The organism is Paraburkholderia hayleyella (assembly GCF_009455685.1).
Taxonomy (GTDB): Bacteria; Pseudomonadota; Gammaproteobacteria; order Burkholderiales; family Burkholderiaceae; genus Paraburkholderia; species Paraburkholderia hayleyella.
This window is the reverse complement of the sequence record NZ_QPES01000001.1, coordinates 596,108-615,577: the sequence shown is the minus strand read 5'-3', so window position 1 is coordinate 615,577 and position 19,470 is coordinate 596,108. Positions and strand designations below refer to the sequence as shown.

At 58.6% G+C, this 19,470-nt stretch carries 24 protein-coding genes and 1 tRNA gene; 1 reads left to right on the top strand and 24 read right to left on the bottom strand.

Going from position 1 to position 19,470, the window contains the following annotated elements; translation table 11 throughout:
* Window positions 1–20: 20 nt before the first annotated feature.
* From GH657_RS02890 to GH657_RS02855, 8 genes are all read right to left on the bottom strand, one after another.
* Window positions 21–1,193 (bottom strand): UbiH/UbiF family hydroxylase, encoded by a 1,173-nt coding sequence (locus tag GH657_RS02890; RefSeq protein ID WP_153099288.1) that lies wholly within the window; start codon window positions 1,191–1,193, stop codon window positions 21–23.
* Between the two features lie 84 nt (window positions 1,194–1,277).
* Window positions 1,278–1,353 (bottom strand) — tRNA-Thr (locus tag GH657_RS02885).
* A gap of 19 nt (window positions 1,354–1,372) precedes the next feature.
* On the bottom strand, window positions 1,373–1,891 hold the full coding sequence (locus GH657_RS02880) for a ClpXP protease specificity-enhancing factor (RefSeq protein ID WP_153099287.1): 519 nt from the start codon (window positions 1,889–1,891) through the stop codon (window positions 1,373–1,375).
* 101 nt (window positions 1,892–1,992) lie between these two features.
* The gene (locus GH657_RS02875; RefSeq protein ID WP_133651099.1) at window positions 1,993–2,604 is read right to left on the bottom strand and encodes a glutathione S-transferase N-terminal domain-containing protein; all 612 of its coding nucleotides are present in this window, start codon (window positions 2,602–2,604) and stop codon (window positions 1,993–1,995) included.
* 91 nt (window positions 2,605–2,695) lie between these two features.
* Window positions 2,696–3,451 carry a cytochrome c1 gene (locus tag GH657_RS02870; RefSeq protein ID WP_153099286.1) on the bottom strand — a complete coding sequence of 252 codons (756 nt, stop codon included), beginning with the start codon at window positions 3,449–3,451 and terminating at the stop codon, window positions 2,696–2,698.
* A gap of 23 nt (window positions 3,452–3,474) precedes the next feature.
* On the bottom strand, window positions 3,475–4,854 hold the full coding sequence (locus GH657_RS02865; RefSeq protein ID WP_153099285.1) for a cytochrome b: 1,380 nt from the start codon (window positions 4,852–4,854) through the stop codon (window positions 3,475–3,477).
* Entirely contained in the window at window positions 4,855–5,475 is a 621-nt protein-coding gene (gene petA, locus GH657_RS02860; RefSeq protein ID WP_153101607.1) for a ubiquinol-cytochrome c reductase iron-sulfur subunit, read from the bottom strand.
* A gap of 233 nt (window positions 5,476–5,708) precedes the next feature.
* Window positions 5,709–6,455: a Nif3-like dinuclear metal center hexameric protein gene (locus GH657_RS02855; protein WP_153099284.1), complete on the bottom strand. Its 747-nt coding sequence runs from the start codon at window positions 6,453–6,455 to the stop codon at window positions 5,709–5,711.
* Window positions 6,456–6,475: 20 nt separating this feature from the next.
* Between GH657_RS02855 and GH657_RS02850 the strand changes: the two genes are divergently transcribed.
* Window positions 6,476–7,690, top strand: coding sequence for a Do family serine endopeptidase (locus tag GH657_RS02850; protein ID WP_153099283.1), 1,215 nt, complete (start codon window positions 6,476–6,478; stop codon window positions 7,688–7,690).
* Between the two features lie 151 nt (window positions 7,691–7,841).
* On the opposite strand, the gene tatC is transcribed toward GH657_RS02850, so the two are convergent.
* From tatC to GH657_RS02770, 16 genes are all read right to left on the bottom strand, one after another.
* Complete coding sequence (tatC, locus tag GH657_RS02845; protein ID WP_153099282.1) at window positions 7,842–8,636, bottom strand: twin-arginine translocase subunit TatC; 795 nt, start codon at window positions 8,634–8,636, stop codon at window positions 7,842–7,844.
* Window positions 8,637–8,669: 33 nt separating this feature from the next.
* Window positions 8,670–9,224, bottom strand: coding sequence for a Sec-independent protein translocase protein TatB (gene tatB, locus GH657_RS02840; RefSeq protein WP_153099281.1), 555 nt, complete (start codon window positions 9,222–9,224; stop codon window positions 8,670–8,672).
* Window positions 9,225–9,277: 53 nt separating this feature from the next.
* Window positions 9,278–9,514, bottom strand: coding sequence for a Sec-independent protein translocase subunit TatA (tatA, locus tag GH657_RS02835; protein WP_153099280.1), 237 nt, complete (start codon window positions 9,512–9,514; stop codon window positions 9,278–9,280).
* An 81-nt stretch (window positions 9,515–9,595) separates the two neighbouring features.
* A complete protein-coding gene (locus GH657_RS02830) occupies window positions 9,596–9,961 on the bottom strand; it encodes a histidine triad nucleotide-binding protein (protein ID WP_153099279.1) in 366 nt (121 codons plus the stop codon).
* 51 nt (window positions 9,962–10,012) lie between these two features.
* A complete protein-coding gene (locus GH657_RS02825) occupies window positions 10,013–10,414 on the bottom strand; it encodes a DUF4870 family protein (RefSeq protein WP_153099278.1) in 402 nt (133 codons plus the stop codon).
* Between the two features lie 56 nt (window positions 10,415–10,470).
* Window positions 10,471–10,836 (bottom strand): phosphoribosyl-ATP diphosphatase, encoded by a 366-nt coding sequence (locus tag GH657_RS02820; protein WP_153099277.1) that lies wholly within the window; start codon window positions 10,834–10,836, stop codon window positions 10,471–10,473.
* Entirely contained in the window at window positions 10,833–11,225 is a 393-nt protein-coding gene (gene hisI / locus GH657_RS02815) for a phosphoribosyl-AMP cyclohydrolase (RefSeq protein WP_153101606.1), read from the bottom strand. Before hisI ends, GH657_RS02820 begins: the two co-directional genes overlap by 4 nt.
* Before the next feature lie 18 nt (window positions 11,226–11,243).
* On the bottom strand, window positions 11,244–12,017 hold the full coding sequence (hisF, locus tag GH657_RS02810) for an imidazole glycerol phosphate synthase subunit HisF (protein ID WP_153099276.1): 774 nt from the start codon (window positions 12,015–12,017) through the stop codon (window positions 11,244–11,246).
* 108 nt (window positions 12,018–12,125) lie between these two features.
* On the bottom strand, window positions 12,126–12,896 hold the full coding sequence (hisA, locus tag GH657_RS02805; RefSeq protein WP_153099275.1) for a 1-(5-phosphoribosyl)-5-[(5-phosphoribosylamino)methylideneamino]imidazole-4-carboxamide isomerase: 771 nt from the start codon (window positions 12,894–12,896) through the stop codon (window positions 12,126–12,128).
* Window positions 12,897–13,105: 209 nt separating this feature from the next.
* A complete protein-coding gene (gene hisH, locus GH657_RS02800) occupies window positions 13,106–13,747 on the bottom strand; it encodes an imidazole glycerol phosphate synthase subunit HisH (protein WP_153099274.1) in 642 nt (213 codons plus the stop codon).
* A gap of 61 nt (window positions 13,748–13,808) precedes the next feature.
* Entirely contained in the window at window positions 13,809–14,396 is a 588-nt protein-coding gene (gene hisB / locus GH657_RS02795) for an imidazoleglycerol-phosphate dehydratase HisB (protein WP_153099273.1), read from the bottom strand.
* A 120-nt stretch (window positions 14,397–14,516) separates the two neighbouring features.
* A complete protein-coding gene (gene hisC, locus GH657_RS02790; RefSeq protein WP_153099272.1) occupies window positions 14,517–15,587 on the bottom strand; it encodes a histidinol-phosphate transaminase in 1,071 nt (356 codons plus the stop codon).
* A 169-nt stretch (window positions 15,588–15,756) separates the two neighbouring features.
* Window positions 15,757–17,079, bottom strand: a complete 1,323-nt coding sequence (gene hisD / locus GH657_RS02785; RefSeq protein ID WP_153101605.1) for a histidinol dehydrogenase — start codon at window positions 17,077–17,079, stop codon at window positions 15,757–15,759.
* An 84-nt stretch (window positions 17,080–17,163) separates the two neighbouring features.
* A complete protein-coding gene (gene hisG / locus GH657_RS02780; RefSeq protein ID WP_153099271.1) occupies window positions 17,164–17,835 on the bottom strand; it encodes an ATP phosphoribosyltransferase in 672 nt (223 codons plus the stop codon).
* On the bottom strand, window positions 17,832–19,097 hold the full coding sequence (gene murA / locus GH657_RS02775) for a UDP-N-acetylglucosamine 1-carboxyvinyltransferase (protein ID WP_153099270.1): 1,266 nt from the start codon (window positions 19,095–19,097) through the stop codon (window positions 17,832–17,834). Before murA ends, hisG begins: the two co-directional genes overlap by 4 nt.
* 121 nt (window positions 19,098–19,218) lie before the next feature.
* The gene (locus GH657_RS02770) at window positions 19,219–19,458 is read right to left on the bottom strand and encodes a BolA family protein (protein ID WP_153099269.1); all 240 of its coding nucleotides are present in this window, start codon (window positions 19,456–19,458) and stop codon (window positions 19,219–19,221) included.
* Between the last annotated feature and the right edge of the window lie 12 nt (window positions 19,459–19,470).

Below are 19,470 nucleotides of genomic sequence, written 5' to 3'. Positions count from 1 at the left end.
GCCAGGCTGGCACAAGCGCATTAACCCAGCGCGGCTGACACAAGCCAGCGTTTGAGGAACGGTTGCCCGCCCACCAGCGCCATCCCCGTATTGCGTACCGCCCGGGCTAACGGCCCAGGAACAGCAAAGAGTTTTTGCAAGCCATCGGTGGCCAGCATCAAAGCACGGATGTCTTCGCGGCGCGAACGCTCATAACGGCGCAACAGCACCGTGTCACCCAAGTCACGGAAGGCTTCCTTGCGCCCGATCACGTCGGCCAGCGCAGCAACGTCGCGCAAACCCAGGTTCATCCCCTGGCCCGCTAGCGGATGAATCAGATGCGCCGCATCGCCAACCAGGGCAATACGGGGTGCGATCAGGCGGTCAACCGTTTGCAATGCGAGCGGAAACCCTTGGGCTGGCGTAACGCATTCGAGCGCACCCAGCGTGGCATGCGTGACGCGTTCAACTTCGGCCGCAAGCTGTGCGTTATCGAGGGCGAGCAATTCCTGGGCATGTTCGGTGCGTGCCGACCAGACCAGCGACACATGGTTATCCGGCAGCGGCAGCAACGCGATGATCTCGCCGCCCGCGAACCATTGCCAGGCCGTTTCGCCATGCGCCCGCTCAGCCTTGAAATTGGCCACGACCCCGGTTTGACGATAGTCGCGCCGCTTAAGCGTTGCGCCCATCTGGCCGCGCACCCACGAATGCGCCCCATCCGCGCCAATCACCAGATCGGCTTCTAGCGCCTGGCCATTTGCCAGACCGACGGTTGCCACAGCAGAGGTGATGTCGAGGCTTTGCGCCCGTGTCTCGAACCCGCTCACATTGGGCTGAAAACGCAGCGCGGCATCCAGCGAACGTTCGATATGAGACGATTCGGCGATCCATGCCAGTTGCGGCACAGCGGCCTGGAAAGCAGAAAAATGAAGTTCAGCATGGGCATCGCCATACACACGCATATCGTAGACGGGCCCAAGACGCGACATATCGAGCGCCTGCCAGACACGTAATCGTTCCAACAGCGCCTGTGAGCTCGCGGAGAACGCGTAGATCCGGCTATCGAATACGGCGTCAGGAGGCAGCGGCGCACTCGCCTGAGCGAGCAGCGCGACACGCAGGCCGCTTTGAGCAAGTGCCAGTGCGGTGGCTTTGCCAACAAGCCCGCCGCCAACCACGACAACATTGAAAGTTTTATGGGGTGCAGTCATCCGCGCATTATAGCTGCGGGGCGAGCGGCGGCTGAAATGCATCAGGGCGGTTACGCGAGTGCCGCGTAACCGCCCTGATTAGTTTGGTGCCCCCTGTCTGATTCGAACAGACCACCTCATGATTACAAGTCAAGTGCTCTACCAAATGAGCTAAGGGGGCAAGGAGCGGAATTATAACACTACTTCACGACTTTAAGATGCCCTCTTGCACCGCTTTTTGTTCCATTGCCTCCGCTATCCCCATCCGGGGATGAGTGGGCGTCTGTGTCAGCCGAAACGTCCGCGTGCTCTCCATCCAGCGCACTGTCCTGAACCAGCGCCGTGTCGCTGACAGCAGAGAGCCGGCCCGGCTCGGGAGTGGCCTCGTGACTCGCGGTGGAATCGGTCGTTTCAACGGGAAAGGCCATTCCTTGACCATTTTCCCGAGCATAGATCGCCAGCACGTTGGCGACGGGAACCTCGATCTTGTGCGCCTTCCCGGAAAAACGGGCAGTGAACTCGACCAGCTCGTTGCCAATCTTCAACTGGCTCGTGGCTTCGAAACTGATGTTCAGCACAATCTCGTTGTCGCGCACAAACTGCCGTGGCACCCGCGTCATATTATCGACACGAACCGCCAGATGCGGCGTGTAACCATTATCCGTACACCATTCATACAGTGCGCGTAACAGATAAGGTTTCGTAGAAATCTCTTGCATTAACGATCCCATTCACGATCCTTAAGCCAGGCTGCGCACGCCCGGTGCGGCTTGCGTGCGCTCTCTCCAGCCTGCTTCTTTCAGATGACCCGCACCGGAATTCAGCGGCGCATCACCTTTTCTGAAGGCGTCAGCGCTTCGATATACGCGGGGCGGCTGAAAATACGCTCAGCGTACTTCATGAGCGGTGCGGCATTTTTCGACAGCTCGATACCGTAGTGATCCAGACGCCACAGCAGCGGAGCAATTGCCACGTCCAGCATCGAAAACTCTTCGCCCAGCATGTACTTGTTCTTCAGGAAAATAGGAGCAAGCTGCGTCAGACGGTCGCGTATCGCAACACGTGCCTTCTCGTGATTTTTCTCGGCGGCCTTGCCTTTTTCGTTTTCCAGCGTACCCACATGCACAAACAGTTCTTTCTCGAAATTGAGCAGGAAAAGACGGGCGCGGGCGCGCTGGACTGGGTCTGCTGGCATCAGTTGCGGATGCGGAAAACGCTCGTCGATGTACTCGTTGATAATGTTCGATTCATACAGAATCAGATCACGCTCAACCAGAATCGGCACCTGGCCATACGGATTCATCACGGCGATATCTTCGGGCTTGTTGAACAGATCGACATCGCGGATCTCGAAATCCATGCCTTTTTCGAACAACACCAGCCGGCAGCGCTGGGAGAATGGGCAAGTTGTGCCAGAGTACAAAACCATCATGTTTACGTTTCCTCAAAAAGCTGAAGGGCCCGCGCCCAAATACCCATCCAGCAGGTTTTCCGGCACCGGCCCCACGCCAGTCATGGCGTGATTATTTAATATCTTTCCAATACGCCGCGTTCAGCCGCCAGGCGAAAAAACTCAAAACGGCAAGAAACAGCAGTACCCACACACCAAGCTGCTTGCGGGTTTTCTGCGTCGGCTCTGACATCCATGACAGATACGACACGAGGTCAGCCACAGCCGAATCATAATCTACCGGTGACAGCATTCCCGGCGTCACCTGCTCGAAACCAGCGAAAACACGCGTTTTTTCCCCGGTCTTTTCGTCAATTTCATCCTTGAACTTCGCGCTGCGTTGCCCTTGAAGCTGCCAGAGCACATGCGGCATGCCCACATTGTCAAACACCAGATTGTTCCAGCCCGTTGGCCGCGTATCGTCGCGGTAAAAACCGCGCAAATACGTATACAGCCAGTCGCGTCCACGCGCCCGAGCTTCGACCGACAGATCGGGCGGAGCGGTGCCAAACCAGGCTTTCGCATCGTCGGGCCGCATAGCGACCGTCATGGTGTTGCCTACCTTGTCCGTCGTGAACAACAAGTTGGCCTCGATCTCTCTCGGTGAAATGTCGAGATCGGTCAGCCGGCTATAGCGCATCAGGTTTGCGCTATGGCAATTCAGGCAGTAATTGACAAAGAGTTGCGCGCCACGCTGCAAGGAAACGAAATTGTCCGCGTTATTGGGCGCGCGGTCGAGCCGAATATTCTCGTTCGACCACACGGGCCCAGCTAGCAAGGCGAGCGCGGTAACACCCGCGAGCGCAAGTTTGGCTAACAGATTTTTCATTGTCGTATTCTCCTCGCGCTCGGTTAGTGAGGCTTGAACCGGACTCGCTCAGGCGGCTGCCTGAACTTGCCAAGCCGCGTCCAGAACGGCATGCCGAGGAAAAATGCGAAATAAATCAGTGCGCAGATTTGCGAGATCAATGTCGAAGCAGGCGATGGCGGTTTCGTGCCGAGAAACCCCAGGGTCAAAAACGCCAGCACAAAAATGCCGTAAAACACCTTGTGAAACAACGGCCGGTAGCGAATCGACTTCACCGGCGAGCGATCCAGCCACGGCAGGAAAAACAGAGAAACCACTGCACTGCCCAACACCACGACACCCCAGAACTTGGATTCGGTGAAATACATCGCCAGCACCACCAGCACCGCGAGCAACGGCAAACCGGCGCGCCATTTGCCCCGCGCGCGCCACAGCGCCAGCAGGCCCAGCGCCAGGATCACGCCCATCAACACGATCTTGAATGGATCGGTAGTGGCACGCAGCATCGCGTAAAAGGCCGTGAAGTACCAGACGGGGGCGATCTCCGGCGGCGTTTGCAGGGGATTGGCAGGAATAAAATTGTTGGTTTCGAGGAAATAACCACCCATTTCCGGCGCGAAGAACACAATCGCCGCGAAAATCATCAGGAACACGCTCACACCCATGAAATCGTGCACCGAGTAGTAAGGATGAAATGGAACGCCATCGAGTGGCACGCCATTGGCGTCTTTTTTCTCCTTGATCTCAATGCCGTCCGGGTTGTTCGATCCCACCTCGTGCAATGCCACCAGATGCGCCACCACCAGCCCGATCAGCACCAGCGGAATCGCAATCACGTGAAACGCGAAAAACCGGTTCAGGGTCACGTCGGAAACCACATAATCACCGCGAATCCACAGTGACAAGTCCGGCCCAATAAACGGTATCGCGGAGAACAGGTTGACGATCACCTGTGCCCCCCAGAACGACATCTGTCCCCACGGCAGCAGATAGCCAAAAAACGCTTCCGCCATCAGGCACAGGAAGATGGCACAACCGAAAATCCATACGAGCTCGCGTGGCTTGCGATACGAGCCGTACAGCAACCCGCGAAACATATGCAGATACACCACGACAAAAAACATCGATGCGCCGGTCGAATGCATATAACGAATCAGCCAGCCCCACGGCACCTCGCGCATGATGTATTCGACCGAGGCAAACGCGAGCGTTGCATCGGGCTTGTAATTCATCGCAAGAAAAATACCAGTGACGATCTGATTGACCAGCACCAGCAAGGCCAGCGAGCCGAAGAAGTACCAGAAGTTGAAATTTTTCGGCGCGTAGTACTCGGAAACGTGTTTTTTCCACGTCGAGGTCAGCGGGAAGCGGCGATCAATCCAGCCCACCAGCCCGGTCGTTTCTGCATCATGCCCGGTCGCCATTTACGCGTCTCCTTTCTCGTCCCGGCCAATCACAAGCTGCGTGGCTGACGTGAACATATAAGGCGGAATATCGAGATTTTGCGGCGCAGGTTTGTCCTTGAAAACACGGCCCGCCATATCGTAGGTCGAGCCGTGGCATGGACACAAAAAACCGCCAGGCCAGTTGTCAGGCAAATTGTTCTGCGGACCCTCCTGGAAACGCGGTGTCGGTGTACAACCCAGATGCGTGCAGACAGCTACGGCGACGAAGATATTTTTGTGATCGGGCCGCGAGCGAAACTCGTTTTTACAATAGTCGGGCTCAGGCATCGAGAACGGGTGCAGCGACTGTGGATCAGCAAGCTCAGGATCGGCTTTTTGCACATCGGTCAACATGCGCTCGGTACGGTTGACGATCCACACAGGCTTGCCGCGCCATGCAACCGTCATCATTTCACCCGGCTTGAGGCTGCTGATATCGACTTCAACGGGCGCGCCTGCCGCCTTGGCCTTTTCGGAAGGCGCAAACGAACTCACAAAGGGCACAACAGTGGCAACTCCGCCTATGCCACCCGCTACGGACGTCGCAATCAGCCAGGTACGGCGGCCGCCGTCGACGCGCTTATCTTCTTTAGATCGCATCACTCGCCCCACTTCTGAGTTGGATTTTCCGTCAGTTGAATCTACCGCCGCTAGTGTGCGCGAATGGAGTCTGCATTTACAAGACCCGATTGTTAAAAACCTTGCGAAGTCGTTGATTGACGAGGGTATTCCCCCATGAATCCGCAGACCCTCGAACGCGTCCAGGCCGTTGCATGTTTCGGTGAGTTCCGACGGGTTTCATGCAGAGAGGGGTGGCATCCCAGGTTGCATCATCAAACCGGATTGGGAATGTCAATAAACAGATGTTCGAGACCGAATGTCTCCGACAGATGAGCACCCAGCGCCGCGATGCCGTACCGCTCGGTCGCATGATGCCCAGCGGCCAGGAATGCCACGCCGCTTTCCATGGCGATATGGGTCGTGGGTTCGGAAACCTCGCCGGTCAAATAAACATCGGCGCCTGCGGCAATCGCGGCGTCGAAATAGCCTTGCGCCGCCCCCGTGCACCATGCGATGCGGCGTAGCTCGCGGGTGCCATCGCCTAATACCAGCGGTGCGCGTCCGAGCGTCTGTTCGACCTGGACGGCGAAATGTTCAAGCGTGATGGGCATAGGCAACGTGGCCAGCCAGCCGAGATCATTCTCACCAAAACGGGCATCGCCGATCCATCCCATCCGCGCGCCAAGCTGCGCGTTATTGCCGAGTTCAGGATGGTCATCCAGCGGCAAATGAAACGCGAAGAGATTGAGATCGTTGGCCAGCAACAGCTTCAAACGCCGGTACTTGCGCCCAGTCACTGGCGCCGCCTCATTGCGCCAGAAATAACCGTGATGCACCAGCACGGCATCCGCGCCCCAGGCCAGCGCCGCCTCAAGGAAAGCCAGCGATGCGCTCACGCCCGTAGCGATCTTGTGTACCCGGGGACGCCCCTCCACCTGAAGCCCATTTGGGCAATAGTCCTTGAAGCGCGCCGTTACCAGCAGATTGTTCAAGTACAATTCCAGTTCGATCCGATCCATATAAATTCCCTATTCATCAAATGCTTAGACGCTTCTGGCTGTTCTTTGCCCAAGCGGTGACCGTGCTGTTGGCGCTAATGTTCATCATTGCGACACTCAAACCGCAATGGCTTCAACGCCAGGGGCAGTTTGGCAAACAGCTTGCCGAACCCATCGTCGCGCTTCGGGAAGTGGCGCCGCGCATGGGCGGCGGCCCCATGCAAAACTCCTACGCAGACGCGGCTCAAAAGGCGATGCCTGCCGTCGTCAATGTGTTTTCCAGCAAGGATGGCTCGCTGCCTTCCGACCCGCGCACCAAAGATCCTTTATTCCGCTATTTTTTCGGCGACAAAAATACAACCCGCCAGCAGGATCAGCCTGCGGCCAATCTTGGTTCAGGCGTAATTGTCAGCGCGGAAGGCTACATTCTAACGAACCAGCATGTGGTCGATGGTGCCGACCAGATCGAGATCGCCCTCGCCGACGGCCGCACCAGTACGGCAAAAGTGATTGGGGTCGACCCCGAAACCGACCTCGCCGTACTGAAAGTCAACATGCCCAACCTGCCTGCCATCACGCTAAGCCGCATGGAGCAAACTCGCGTCGGCGATGTCGTGCTGGCCATCGGCAACCCGTTTGGTGTGGGGCAAACCGTCACGATGGGTATCGTCAGCGCGCTTGGCCGCAATCATCTGGGCATCAATACTTTCGAAAATTTCATCCAGACCGATGCCGCAATCAATCCCGGCAATTCAGGCGGTGCGCTCGTCGATATCGAAGGCAACCTGCTTGGAATCAATACGGCGATTTATTCGCGCTCGGGCGGCTCGTTGGGTATTGGCTTCGCCATTCCCGTTTCAACCGCGCGCAATGTGCTGGAAAGCATCATCACCACGGGTTCGGTGACGCGCGGCTGGATTGGCGTCGAGCCGCAAGATGTAACCCCCGAAATCGCAGAGTCATTCGGTCTTGAGCAGAAAACCGGCGCCATTGTGGCAGGCGTACTCAAAGGCGGCCCCGCTGACCGGGCCGGCCTCAAGCCCGGCGATATCCTCGTGAGCGTGAACGGCCAGGACATCACGGACACTACGCGCCTGCTCAACGTGATTGCACAAATCAAGCCTGGCACCAGTGCGCAGGCTCACGTGGTTCGCAAAAACAAGGAACTGGATCTATCCATCGTGATCGGCAAACGTCCACCGCCGCCCAAACGGCCGGATCTCGACGAGAACGATTCCAGCGAAGACGGAAACTGAGGCCGTCATGGCGTCAGGCGAAGACCGTAAATAGAAAAGGGCAGCGCCATTGAACTGACCACCAGGCGTTGCCCTTTTTCCTTGCACTGTCTGTCCCTGTCCTGCTTGTCCTGTTTATTCGCTTTTGCCTGCAAAACCCCGCGACGGGACCCTAGCCCACCGCACTGCCCTCTTTGTTCTCTTTGTCGGCATCGGTCTGGGGCGGTTTGCGCACAAGCAGACGCGCCGCAATGATGCCGGCCTCGTACAGCACAATCAACGGAATCGCCAGAATCAATTGCGAAAACACGTCCGGTGGCGTCACCACGGCGGCAATCACGAAGGCCCCGACAATCACATACGGACGAATTTCCTTCAGTTTGTTCACGCTCAGCAGACCTGTGCGGACCAGCAGCACCACGATAATCGGCACCTCGAACGTCACGCCAAACGCGAGAAACATCGTCATGACAAAACTGAGGTAGTTGTCAATATCGGTGGTCATTTCAGCGCCCAACGGGGCGTTGTAATGCGCCATCACGCGAAAAATCGTGGGAAACACCAGGAAATACGCGAAGGCCATGCCGCACAAAAACAGCGTATAGCTGCTCCCCACCAGGGGCCCAACCAGCCTTTTCTCGTGCTGGTAAAGGCCCGGGGCCACGAAGGCCCAGATCTGGTACAGCACGATGGGCAGGGCGATCACGAAAGCGACCAGCATCGTCACTTTCATCGGAACAAAAAAGGAACCGGTGACGTCCGTGACGATCATCTTGCCGTCCTTCGGCAGGTTCATCATCAGCGGCCGCGCCAGCAAACGAAAGATGTCTGGCGCCCAGTAGACCAGGCTGACAAACACGACGATCACGGCAAGCCCGGCCCGGATAATCCGGTCGCGCAATTCGACGAGATGAGAGATGAAGGTTTCTTCAGTGCCTTCAGACTGAGGTTGCTTGGGGTCGCTCACGCAGGCCCTCGATAAATGATTAGCGAACGGGAATCAGAAAAAACGCGCGGGCCGACGCATCGTGGCCGGGGTATGACGTGCCACACGCGCCGCACCGGACTGGACCCGTGTGCGATGCACCGTCGTGCGCTTGTACCAGAATGGCAGAGCCGCCTGTTTAACACGCCAGTTCTTGCGCTTCGATGCATGGGCCGCCGCACCACCACGCCAGGCACCGTCTGATGATGCCGGTGCGTTGCCGGGACTACCATCGGCCGAAGGGTCAAGAGCCATTGAAGCCGCGCCTGGATTCCAGGCATCGTTCAACTCGGCTTCGTGCTTGCGCAAATTATCGTGAATGGTGTTCTGAACCTCGCCCGCCGCCTTCTGAACGTTGCTCGCCGCCGATTCGAACTCGGTTTTCATGCGCCGCAACTCATCCATCTCGACCTCGCGCGCGACTTCCGCCTTGACGTCGTTGATATAACGCTGCGCCCGGCCAAACAGAGCCCCTGCAGTACGTGCAACGCGCGGCAGACGTTCAGGCCCGAGAACGACCAGCGCGACGACGCCAATCAGCGCCATTTTGGTTAAACCGAGGTCCAGCATGAAATAAGGTTTCCGTCAGTGCGTGCGCGGCCCAAAGCCCCGCAAAAAACCGCTTAGCGGGAATCGCCCGAACGCGGCGCTTTTTCCTTCGCTTCGACGTCAACCGTGCCGCTTTGCGGCAATTCACGCTGTTGCACATCGGCAGGTGTTTCGGCTTCTTTCATGCCTTCCTTGAAGCCCTTAACTGCTCCACCGAGGTCGCTGCCGATATTGCGCAGCTTCTTCGTGCCAAACACCAGCGCGACGATCAGCAAGACAATCAGCCAGTGCCAGATACTCAATGAACCCATGAAATTCTCCTTAGCCCCGAGATGGCGGTAAATGATGGCGAAAATCGCCTGCCTTGCGGCAAATATGAAGCCATACGGCTATTAGCCCATTCGCAGCCAGGGACGCGGCCCAGCCAGAATATGCGCGTGCAGGTGATAAACCTCCTGACCTCCGCCGGGCCCAGTATTGATGACGGTACGAAATCCGGTGTCGCCGCCGGTGTAGGCAACACCCAGCTTGTCAGCCAGGCGTCCCACGAGGACAAGCATTCTACCAAGCAAGGGTGCGTCATCTACGGTGCAACTGGAGAGCGTTTCGATGTGTCGGCGAGGAATCACCAGCACGTGCGTTTGCGTCGCCGGATGAATATCGAGGAACGCGACAAATTCTTCATCTTCATGAATTTTTGTCGCGGGAATATCACCCGCGGCAATTTTGCAAAACAGACAATTGGAATCGTGGCTCATGGTGATCCTGGATCCTGATAAACGAGATTGCTGGGCGGCAGTGCCAGACCGTCAAAACCATGCACCCGGCTCGGGTATCGGTTTGTTGTCGTACAGATAAAACCAGCCTTTGATAATACGGTACAGCATCCAGATGCTGACGGCCCCCATAATGAGTACCCCAACACCGATGATCAACAGCACGCCACCTATCAAAAAACCGATCAGACAGCGCCAGAAAGTGCGAATTTGCCATTCAAAATGCGCTTCATAAGGCGTCCCCTGCGCATCCGGGCGTTTCACATAATTGATGATGATGGCCACCAGCACAGTCAGCCCGCCCGTGATGAAAAACAGTCCATACAGCCCATAGAGCACATGTGTCAGTGTGCGCAAACGCTGCAGGCGTTCGGCCTCATTGACCCCCGGCGAATAAACCCGGGGAGGAAAACCACGGTTCGATTGATCGTCCATTTACGTTGCCCTCTGTTGTAAAGCACGATATGTCACGCTAACTGGCATCAGTTGCGTTAATCGCCGTTTTGCTCACGCGCGAAACTCTTGCGCAGCGCCTTTTCCTCAATGCCTGACAGGCCTTCGCGGCGCTCCAGTTCAGCCAGCACATCCGCCGGGCTCAAATCGAAATGAGACAGCATCACCATGCAGTGAAACCATAAATCGGCCACTTCGCCTACCAGAGCGCCCGGCGCGCCACCGTGCCGCACATCCTTGGCGGCCAGCACGACTTCCGTGGCTTCTTCACCGATTTTCTTGAGCACAGCATCATCACCCTTGTGAAAAAGGCGCGACACATACGAAAGATCGGGATCGCCGCCCTTGCGACTATCAATCACAGCGGCAAGCCGCCGCAGGGTATCTTGCGAAATTGAGTTCATTTATAGATTGTTTCGGGATCTTTGAGTACAGGATCGACCGTCACCCAGCTACCTTGATCGGCCGTACCGGTGAATTTCTGGAAAAAGCACGAATGGCGCCCGGTATGGCAGGCAATGCCCGACACCTGCTCAACCTTCAACAGCACGACATCTTCATCACAATCGAGACGTATCTCGTGCACATGTTGCACGTGACCCGATTCTTCGCCCTTGAACCACAGACGTTGGCGCGAGCGGGAAAAATACACCGCACGGCCGGTTTCGGCGGTTTTCGCCAGCGCCTCGCGGTTCATCCACGCAAACATCAGCACATCATGGGTCGTGGCTTCCTGGGCGATGACCGGCACGAGACCATCAGCGTCCCAGCGCACCTTGTCCAGCCATGCCATACCTGAAAAATTGGCCACTTATAACCTCACCGAAATGCCCTGACTCGCCATGAAACGCTTGGCCTCGCCGACGGTATGTTCGCCGTAGTGAAAGATACTGGCCGCCAGCACGGCATCGGCATGGCCTTGCGTGACGCCATCGGCCAGATCCTGCAAGCCGCCCACGCCACCCGAAGCAATCACTGAAACCGGCACGGCATCCGACACCGCCCGCGTCAGCGCCAGATCAAAGCCACTTTTGGTGCCATCGCGGTCCATGCTGGTCAACAGGATTTCGCCCGCACCGAACTCCGCCATCTGGCGAGCCCATTCAATCGCGTCCAGCCCGGTCGCCTTGCGCCCACCATGCGTGAAAACCTCCCAGCGTGGCGTGTCGTCCGCAGTGGAGACTCTTTTGGCATCAATCGCCACCACAATGCACTGCGAGCCGTACTTGCCCGCCGCATCGCGCACTAATTGAGGGTTGGAGACCGCCGATGAATTCATGCCAACCTTGTCCGCGCCCGCGTTCAGCAAACGCCGCACATCCTCGACCGTGCGCACGCCACCGCCAACCGTCAACGGAATAAAAACCTGTGAGGCCACCGCTTCGATGATCGGCAAGATCAGGTCGCGCTGATCGGAAGTCGCCGTGATATCGAGGAAAGTGATTTCGTCCGCGCCCTGGCCATCGTAGCGGCGAGCGATCTCGACTGGATCGCCCGCATCGCGCAGTTCGACAAAATTGACACCCTTGACGACACGGCCAGCCGTGACGTCAAGACAGGGAATGATGCGTTTGGGAAGGGCCATGATCGTGCCAGTGCGTGCGAATGCCGCTGATGAACCGCGTAAGGCGGAAAACGTATCCAGCCGGCCGCTCATGCCTTGTCTGGCACAACCTCCGGCTGGCTTTATTACCTAGACGCTGTGTGTGTCGTCCGCGTCGTCGGCGTCGCCCAGACCATCTGCATGCGCTTGCGCCGCCGCAAAATCGAGGTCACCCGAATAAATGGCGCGGCCGCAAATCACGCCTTCGATGCCTTCGTCCTCGACTTCGCACAACGCCTCGATATCACCCAGATGCGACAACCCGCCGCTGGCGATCACCGGAATTTTTACCGCTCGCGCGAGGCGCACGGTAGCCTCGATATTGATGCCCTGGAGCATGCCGTCGCGGCCAATATCGGTGTAGATGATGGATTCGCAACCGTAGTCCTCGAACTTGCGCGCGAGATCGGCCACTTCATGCCCCGTCAGCTTGCTCCAGCCATCGGTTGCGACCTTGCCGTCCTTCGCATCCAGCCCGACGATGATATGGCCACCAAATGCCGTACAGGCATCTTGCAGAAAGCCCGGATTCTTGACCGCTGCCGTACCGATAATCACATATGACAGGCCGTCGTCGAGATAGCGCTCGATGGTGTTCAGGTCGCGGATACCGCCACCCAGTTGCACAGGAATTTCGCCCCCCACTTCTTCGATAATTGCGCGAATGGCATCGCCATTTTTAGGCTTGCCAGCAAATGCGCCATTCAGGTCGACGAGATGCAAGCGCCGCGCGCCGCGCTCGACCCAATGTCGGGCCATCGCGGCGGGCTCCTCGGAGAAAATGGTCGCCTGGTCCATATCGCCCTGTTTCAGGCGAACACACTGACCGTCTTTTAGGTCGATGGCGGGAATCAGCAGCATAGCAATCGGGTGGTATCTGGGAAAAAGATTGAAGGCAGCGCTGTCAGCAAAGCGGAAGAGCTCGCGGCAACGCCATGTCGCTAGTCTAGTACAACTCTTTCTAAAACCTTTCGAAAAGAAAGATTACTGCATGAGGCTCGGGCAAACACCCAGGCAAACACAAAGTGCACAAAGTGTTCTCCATGCCCAACCCCGATCGTTCAAGGAACTTATGGGTTCCAGTCAACGAAATTACGATAAACCCGCAAACCGGCTTCGGCGCTCTTTTCCGGGTGAAACTGGGTGGCGAAGATGTTATCCCGCGCTACCGCCGAGGTAAAGGGTGCGCCATACACGGTCTCCCCGACCTTGTCTGTCAATTGATCCGGCACGACATAGTAGCTGTGAACAAAATAAAAGAAGCTATTGTCCGGCACGCCATCCCACAACGGATGAGCCTGCGCCTGGCGCACACGGTTCCAGCCCATTTGCGGCACCTTGAAACGCGAGCCGTCATCTTGCATCAGGCCTTCCAGCGCGAAACGCACCACCTTGCCTGGCAGCAGGCCCAGCCCGCGCGTGTCGCCTTCGGCGCTCCAGTCGAACAGCATTTGCTCACCCACGCAGACGCCCATCAGCGGTTTGCTGCGCGCCGCTTGCAACACGGCATCCTGCAAGCCCGAGGCGCCAAGGCAGCGCATGCAGTCAGGCATCGCCCCCTGGCCGGGCAAGACGATGCGGTCCGCCGCATGCAGCGCTTGCGGCTGATCGACAATCGCCACCTCAGCGTGAGGCGCCGCCTGCTTCAAGGCCTGCGCCACCGAGCGCAAGTTACCCATTCCATAATCAACAATTGCAATCGAAGTTTTCATTTCACGTCAGGCGCGAGGCGCCTGCAATCCGTCCACGATAAATCCCGCCCCGCCAACAGGCCTACAGACTGCCCTTGGTTGACGGAATCTGCCCTGCGGCGCGCTCATCGAGCTCAACCGCCATCCGCAGCGCCCGGCCAAAAGCCTTGAACACCGTTTCCATCTGGTGATGAGCATTCAGGCCACGCAGATTGTCGATATGCAACGTGACCCCCGCGTGATTCACAAAGCCACGGAAAAACTCGATGGAAAGATCGACATCGAAGCTGCCAATGCGCGCCCGGGTAAAGGGCACATGAAACTCAAGACCTGGACGACCCGAGAAATCGATCACCACGCGCGACAGCGCTTCGTCGAGCGGCACATAGGCGCAGCCATAACGGCGAATGCCCTTGCGCTCGCCAACCGCTTTCGCCAACGCCTGGCCTAGTGTGATGCCAACATCTTCAACCGTGTGGTGATCGTCGATATGCACATCACCCTGCGCTTCGATCTCCAGATCAATCAGCCCATGGCGGGCAATCTGGTCGAGCATGTGATCGAGAAACGGCACGCCTGTCGCCAGCTTTTGCTGGCCGGTGCCGTCCAGGCCGATCTTCACACGGATCTGCGTTTCGCTAGTATGGCGAACGACTTCCGCAACGCGCATGGCAATTCCTCGAATTAAGCTTGAAAAGGGTCAAAAGATGCGGGTGAATCGGCACGACCATGCTTGCCGCCGATGCAGGCTTCAGCACTCGCGCCGTTGAATGAGGTTCAGTTTGGAGATTCAGGGGGAGCTGGATGCCAGTGCGGTAAGCAATTGCGCATTTTCAGCGGGAGAGCCCACGGTTAAACGCACGCAATTGGTCAGGAGTGGATGCATTTTACTCACGTTTTTGATCAGGATTCGCGCCGCCAGCAGCTTTTCAAACGTGGCGGCCGCGTCCGCCACCCGGACCAGCAGAAAATTGCCCGCACTCGGAAACACTTCCATTCCGGGCAGTTGTGCCACCGCATGGGCGAGCCGTGTGCGCTCGTCGCGCAACTGCGCCGCCTGGGCTTCCAGCACGTCGAGGTGATCGAGCAAGAAGTGAGTGGCCGCCTGAGTCAGGACATTCACGTTGTAGGGCGGGCGCACCTTGTCGAACTCATTCAGCCAGGCGGGACGGCCAACCAGGTAACCGAGGCGGATACCAGCCAAACCCAGCTTCGATACCGTGCGCATGACTACGACGTTATCGAACTCAGCGGCACGCGGCAGCCAGCTGTGCCGGGCGAACGGCTGGTAAGCCTCGTCAAGCACCACAAGGCCGTGGCGGCTGGCCGCGATGATGCATTCGATATCGGCATCGGCATATAACGTCCCGGTCGGATTGTTCGGATACGCGAGATAGACAATGGCCGGCTGATGCTGCTCAATCGCCGCCAGCATCGCGCCGAGATCCAGCGTGAAATCGGCTTTAAGCGGCACCCCGATAAATTCAAGCTGAGCCAGTTGCGCCGACAGCTGGTACATCACAAAACCCGGCACGGGCGCGAGGATCTTCGCTCCCGGCTTGGCACAGGCGATCGACAACATGCTGATGATTTCATCGGAGCCGTTGCCCAGCAACACGCCACATCCGGCTGGCACGTGCATCGCCTGACTGATCTTGCTGATGAGCGCTGCGGGCCGCGGCGCGGGATAACGGTTCAGCGCCACGCCCGCCAGATGCTGGCCCAATTGCATGGCCAGCGGTTCGGGCAGCGCAAAGGGGTTTTCCATGGCGTCGAGCTTGACGAGGCCCGTGGCGTCAGGCACCGGATAGCTCGTCATGGCAAGCACGTCGGAGCGAATAATATCTTGTGGTGTAGTCATATCAGGCGGGTGAGCCTATAGCGATTGCTTGGTTGCTCGAAAATTGCGTAGATTCTGGGCAATGATCCTGGGCAATGATCCTGGGCAATGAGTCTGGCCAATGAGCCAAGGCAAACAAGCCCGGCTCATGCACCGCGCCAGAACCCATCACGCGCACGGTTGCACTGCATTAACCGTTTTGCTTCATGCGGTACTCGGCGCTGCGGGCGTGCGCTTGCAGGCCCTCGCCATAGGCGAGTTCGGCGGCGATTTCGCCCAGCGTCTGCGCGCCTTCCGCGCTGACTTCGATCACGCTGGAACGTTTGAAGAAGTCATAAACGCCGAGTGGCGACGAAAACCGTGCTGTGCGCGAGGTCGGCAGCACGTGATTGGGCCCGGCGCAGTAGTCGCCCAGGCTCTCGCTGGTGTAGCGGCCCAGAAAAATCGCGCCCGCGTGACGAATCAGTTTGCCCCATTGCTGCGGCTCAAGTGAGGAGATCTCAAGGTGTTCGGGGGCGATATCGTTGGCAATCGCGCACGCCTCGGCCATGTCACGCACCTTGACCAGCGCACCGCGCCCTTCGAGCGACTTGCGGATGGTTTCATGACGCGTCATGGTGGGCAACAGTTCATCGATGGCTTCATGCACCCGGGCAATGAACGCCGCGTCCGGACACAGCAAAATGGATTGCGCCAGTTCGTCGTGTTCCGCTTGTGAAAAGAGATCCATCGCCACCCAGCGTGGATCGGTCGTGCCATCGCACAGCACGAGAATCTCAGAGGGGCCGGCAATCATGTCGATGCCGACCGTGCCAAACACCCGCCGCTTGGCCGAAGCCACATACGCGTTACCCGGCCCGCAAATCTTGTCGACGGCAGGCACGGTTTGCGTGCCATACGCCAGCGCACCAATGGCCTGCGCGCCGCCAATCGTGAAGACCCGATCGACACCGCCCATCAGCGCCGCCGCCAGCACAAGCGGATTTTTCACGCCATCGGGCGTCGGCACCACCATCACGATCTCCCGCACGCCCGCGACGCGCGCCGGAATCGCATTCATCAGCACCGATGACGGATAGGCCGCCTTGCCGCCAGGGACATAAATACCGGCGCGATCGAGCGGCGTAACCTTTTGCCCCAGTACCGTGCCATCGGCCTCGGTGTATTGCCAGCTATGGCTGCCGCACTCGATCTTCTGCTTCTCGTGATAGCCGCGCACCCGTGCGGCGGCGGCTTCCAGCGCCGCACGGCGCTTGGGCTCAAGCGATTCCAGCGCCGCTTCGAGTTCGGCCATCGGCACTTCAAGCGCGGCGATGCTTTTCGCCTCCAGCCGGTCGAAGCGATGGGTGTATTCCAGCACAGCGGCATCGCCGCGCGCTTTCACCTCGGCCAGAATTTGTGCCACCGAGCGCTCGATGGCTTCGTCTTCACTGGCTTCGAAAGCGAGTACGGTGTGCAACTCACGCCGAAAATCGGTGCTGCTGGAATCGAGTTTGCGAATTCGGGTAGACATAGACATGCTGTTATCCATTTCGGTAATACGTGCCCATTCATGTGGCCATGAGCCAGGCCATAAGCATTCAGGCTGGCAACACGCTCAGGCTGCCGCGCCGCGTTGCTGCTGCGAGGCGCGCTCGAAGGCGTCGAGAAAGGGGCGTAACGCCGCACGCTTGAGTTTGAGCGCGGCCTGATTGACCACAAGGCGCGACGAGATCGACATGATCTCTTCGACTTCGACCAGGTTATTGGCCCGTAACGTGCCGCCAGAGCTCACCAGATCAACAATCGCGTCCGCCAGCCCCACCAGCGGTGCCAGCTCCATCGAACCGTACAGCTTGATCAGGTCGACGTGAACGCCCTTGGCAGCGAAATGCTCCCGCGCGGTTTCAACATATTTGGTCGCCACGCGCAGCCGCGCGCCCTGACGCACCGCGCTCGCGTAATCGAAGCCCGCTTTCACGGCCACTGACATGCGGCAACGGGCGATATCCAGATCAACCGGCTGATACAGGCCGCTGCCGCCATGCTCGAGCAGCACGTCCTTGCCCGCCACGCCGAAATCCGCCGCGCCATATTCGACGTAGGTTGGAACATCGGTCGCGCGAACGATGATGACGCGCACGTTCGGATCGGTCGTCGGCAGGATCAGCTTGCGCGAGGTTTCCGGGTCTTCGGTCACCTGCACACCCGCGGCCTCAAGCAGCGGCAAGGTCTCTTCGAAAATCCGGCCCTTCGATAAAGCCAGGGTCAAGGGTGCAGCGGAACTCATGCCGCACTCCCGCCATGGATGCGCCGCACCGTCGCGCCCACCGTGGTGAGCTTGGCTTCCATCCGGTCGTAGCCCCGGTCCAGGTGATAGATCCGGTCGATCAGCGTTTCGCCATCCGCGCACAGCCCAGCGATCACGAGGCTCGCGGACGCCCGCAAATCCGTCGCCATGACCTTCGCCCCGGACAGCTTGTCCACACCCGTGACGAGCGCCGTATTGCCATCCGTCGTGATGTCCGCGCCAAGCCGGTTCAGCTCCTGGACATGCATAAAGCGGTTTTCGAAGATGGTTTCAACCACCTGCGCCCGCCCTTGCGCAATCGTGTTGAGCGCCATGAACTGCGCTTGCATGTCGGTGGGAAACGCGGGGTATTCGGAGGTGCGAAACGTCACCGCCTTGGGCCGCTGGCTCATGCGCACACGCATCCAGTCAGCGCCTTCTTCGAGCGTCACGCCCGCTTCGCGGAGCTTGTCCGTCACCGCCTGGAAAGTCTGCGGCCGCACATGGCGCAAGATCACGTCGCCACCGGCCGCTGCGACAGCACACAGGAAAGTGCCGGCTTCGATACGGTCGGGAATCACGCTATGGCGCGCCCCATGCAGCTTTTCGACGCCCTGGATCACGAGACGGTCCGTGCCAATGCCGCCGATCTGCGCGCCCATCGCCACCAGCAGATGCGCCAGATCACCGACTTCGGGCTCGCGTGCCGCGTTTTCAATCACGGTTTCGCCCTCGGCGAGCACCGCCGCCATGAGCAGATTCTCCGTGCCCGTCACGGTAATCATGTCGGTGACGATACGCGCGCCTTTTAAACGCTTCGCGCGAGCTTCGATAAAACCATGCTCGATGCTGATTTCAGCGCCCATCGCCTGCAAGCCCTTGATGTGCTGGTCAACCGGCCGTGCACCAATGGCGCAGCCGCCTGGCAGCGATACGCGCGCTTCACCGAAACGCGCCACCAGCGGCCCCAGCACGAGAATCGAGGCGCGCATGGTTTTGACCAGCTCATAGGGCGCGACCAGATTGTCCACCCGTGATGCGTCGAGCATCACCTGGCCCGCGCCGGCCTCGCTGCGCACGCCCATCTGGCCCAGCAGCTTCAAGACAGTGCGGACATCCTGCAAATCAGGAACATTTTCGAGATAGACCGGCTCGGCACTGAGCAAGCCCGCACACAAAATAGGCAACGCCGCATTTTTTGCCCCTGAAACGACGATCTCGCCTGCGAGCCGCTGCCCGCCTTCAATCACGAGTTTGTCCATGCCATTCGGTTCCTGAAATTGGGCGGCCGCCGGCCGCTATCATGCTGGTTGCGAGTGCGCTGCCATGTCATCAACAACAACGCGGGGGTCTGAGAGGGGGGCGTTCGAACAAGCGTCCAGATTACGCTTGCCGCCATTCGGCGGGTGTTAGCGTTTTCATACTGAGCGCGTGAATCTCTTCGCGCATGCGGTCGCCCAGGGCTGCATAAACCAGTTGATGACGTTGAATCAGGCGCTTGCCTTCAAACCCCTCGGCCACGATCGTGGCGAAGAAATGCTGGCCATCGCCTTCGACCTCAAGGTGCTGGCAGGCAAGCCCTGCAGCGATGTAGTTTTTGACCTGCTCGGGAGTGGGCAACATAAAACGCTCCTG

Excerpts from the sequence above, each read along its gene's own strand:
- GH657_RS02890 (WP_153099288.1), bottom strand. The coding sequence starts at position 1,193 with ATGACTGCACCCCATAAAACTTTCAATGTTGTCGTGGTTGGCGGCGGG.
- GH657_RS02880 (WP_153099287.1), bottom strand. The coding sequence starts at position 1,891 with ATGCAAGAGATTTCTACGAAACCTTATCTGTTACGCGCACTGTATGAA.
- GH657_RS02875 (WP_133651099.1), bottom strand. The coding sequence starts at position 2,604 with ATGATGGTTTTGTACTCTGGCACAACTTGCCCATTCTCCCAGCGCTGC.
- GH657_RS02870 (WP_153099286.1), bottom strand. The coding sequence starts at position 3,451 with ATGAAAAATCTGTTAGCCAAACTTGCGCTCGCGGGTGTTACCGCGCTC.
- GH657_RS02865 (WP_153099285.1), bottom strand. The coding sequence starts at position 4,854 with ATGGCGACCGGGCATGATGCAGAAACGACCGGGCTGGTGGGCTGGATT.
- petA (WP_153101607.1), bottom strand. The coding sequence starts at position 5,475 with ATGCGATCTAAAGAAGATAAGCGCGTCGACGGCGGCCGCCGTACCTGG.
- GH657_RS02855 (WP_153099284.1), bottom strand. The coding sequence starts at position 6,455 with ATGGATCGGATCGAACTGGAATTGTACTTGAACAATCTGCTGGTAACG.
- GH657_RS02850 (WP_153099283.1), top strand. The coding sequence starts at position 6,476 with ATGCTTAGACGCTTCTGGCTGTTCTTTGCCCAAGCGGTGACCGTGCTG.
- tatB (WP_153099281.1), bottom strand. The coding sequence starts at position 9,224 with ATGCTGGACCTCGGTTTAACCAAAATGGCGCTGATTGGCGTCGTCGCG.
- tatA (WP_153099280.1), bottom strand. The coding sequence starts at position 9,514 with ATGGGTTCATTGAGTATCTGGCACTGGCTGATTGTCTTGCTGATCGTC.
- GH657_RS02830 (WP_153099279.1), bottom strand. The coding sequence starts at position 9,961 with ATGAGCCACGATTCCAATTGTCTGTTTTGCAAAATTGCCGCGGGTGAT.
- GH657_RS02825 (WP_153099278.1), bottom strand. The coding sequence starts at position 10,414 with ATGGACGATCAATCGAACCGTGGTTTTCCTCCCCGGGTTTATTCGCCG.
- GH657_RS02820 (WP_153099277.1), bottom strand. The coding sequence starts at position 10,836 with ATGAACTCAATTTCGCAAGATACCCTGCGGCGGCTTGCCGCTGTGATT.
- hisI (WP_153101606.1), bottom strand. The coding sequence starts at position 11,225 with ATGGCATGGCTGGACAAGGTGCGCTGGGACGCTGATGGTCTCGTGCCG.
- hisF (WP_153099276.1), bottom strand. The coding sequence starts at position 12,017 with ATGGCCCTTCCCAAACGCATCATTCCCTGTCTTGACGTCACGGCTGGC.
- hisA (WP_153099275.1), bottom strand. The coding sequence starts at position 12,896 with ATGCTGCTGATTCCCGCCATCGACCTAAAAGACGGTCAGTGTGTTCGC.
- hisH (WP_153099274.1), bottom strand. The coding sequence starts at position 13,747 with ATGAAAACTTCGATTGCAATTGTTGATTATGGAATGGGTAACTTGCGC.
- hisB (WP_153099273.1), bottom strand. The coding sequence starts at position 14,396 with ATGCGCGTTGCGGAAGTCGTTCGCCATACTAGCGAAACGCAGATCCGT.
- hisC (WP_153099272.1), bottom strand. The coding sequence starts at position 15,587 with ATGACTACACCACAAGATATTATTCGCTCCGACGTGCTTGCCATGACG.
- hisD (WP_153101605.1), bottom strand. The coding sequence starts at position 17,079 with ATGTCTACCCGAATTCGCAAACTCGATTCCAGCAGCACCGATTTTCGG.
- hisG (WP_153099271.1), bottom strand. The coding sequence starts at position 17,835 with ATGAGTTCCGCTGCACCCTTGACCCTGGCTTTATCGAAGGGCCGGATT.
- murA (WP_153099270.1), bottom strand. The coding sequence starts at position 19,097 with ATGGACAAACTCGTGATTGAAGGCGGGCAGCGGCTCGCAGGCGAGATC.
- GH657_RS02770 (WP_153099269.1), bottom strand. The coding sequence starts at position 19,458 with ATGTTGCCCACTCCCGAGCAGGTCAAAAACTACATCGCTGCAGGGCTT.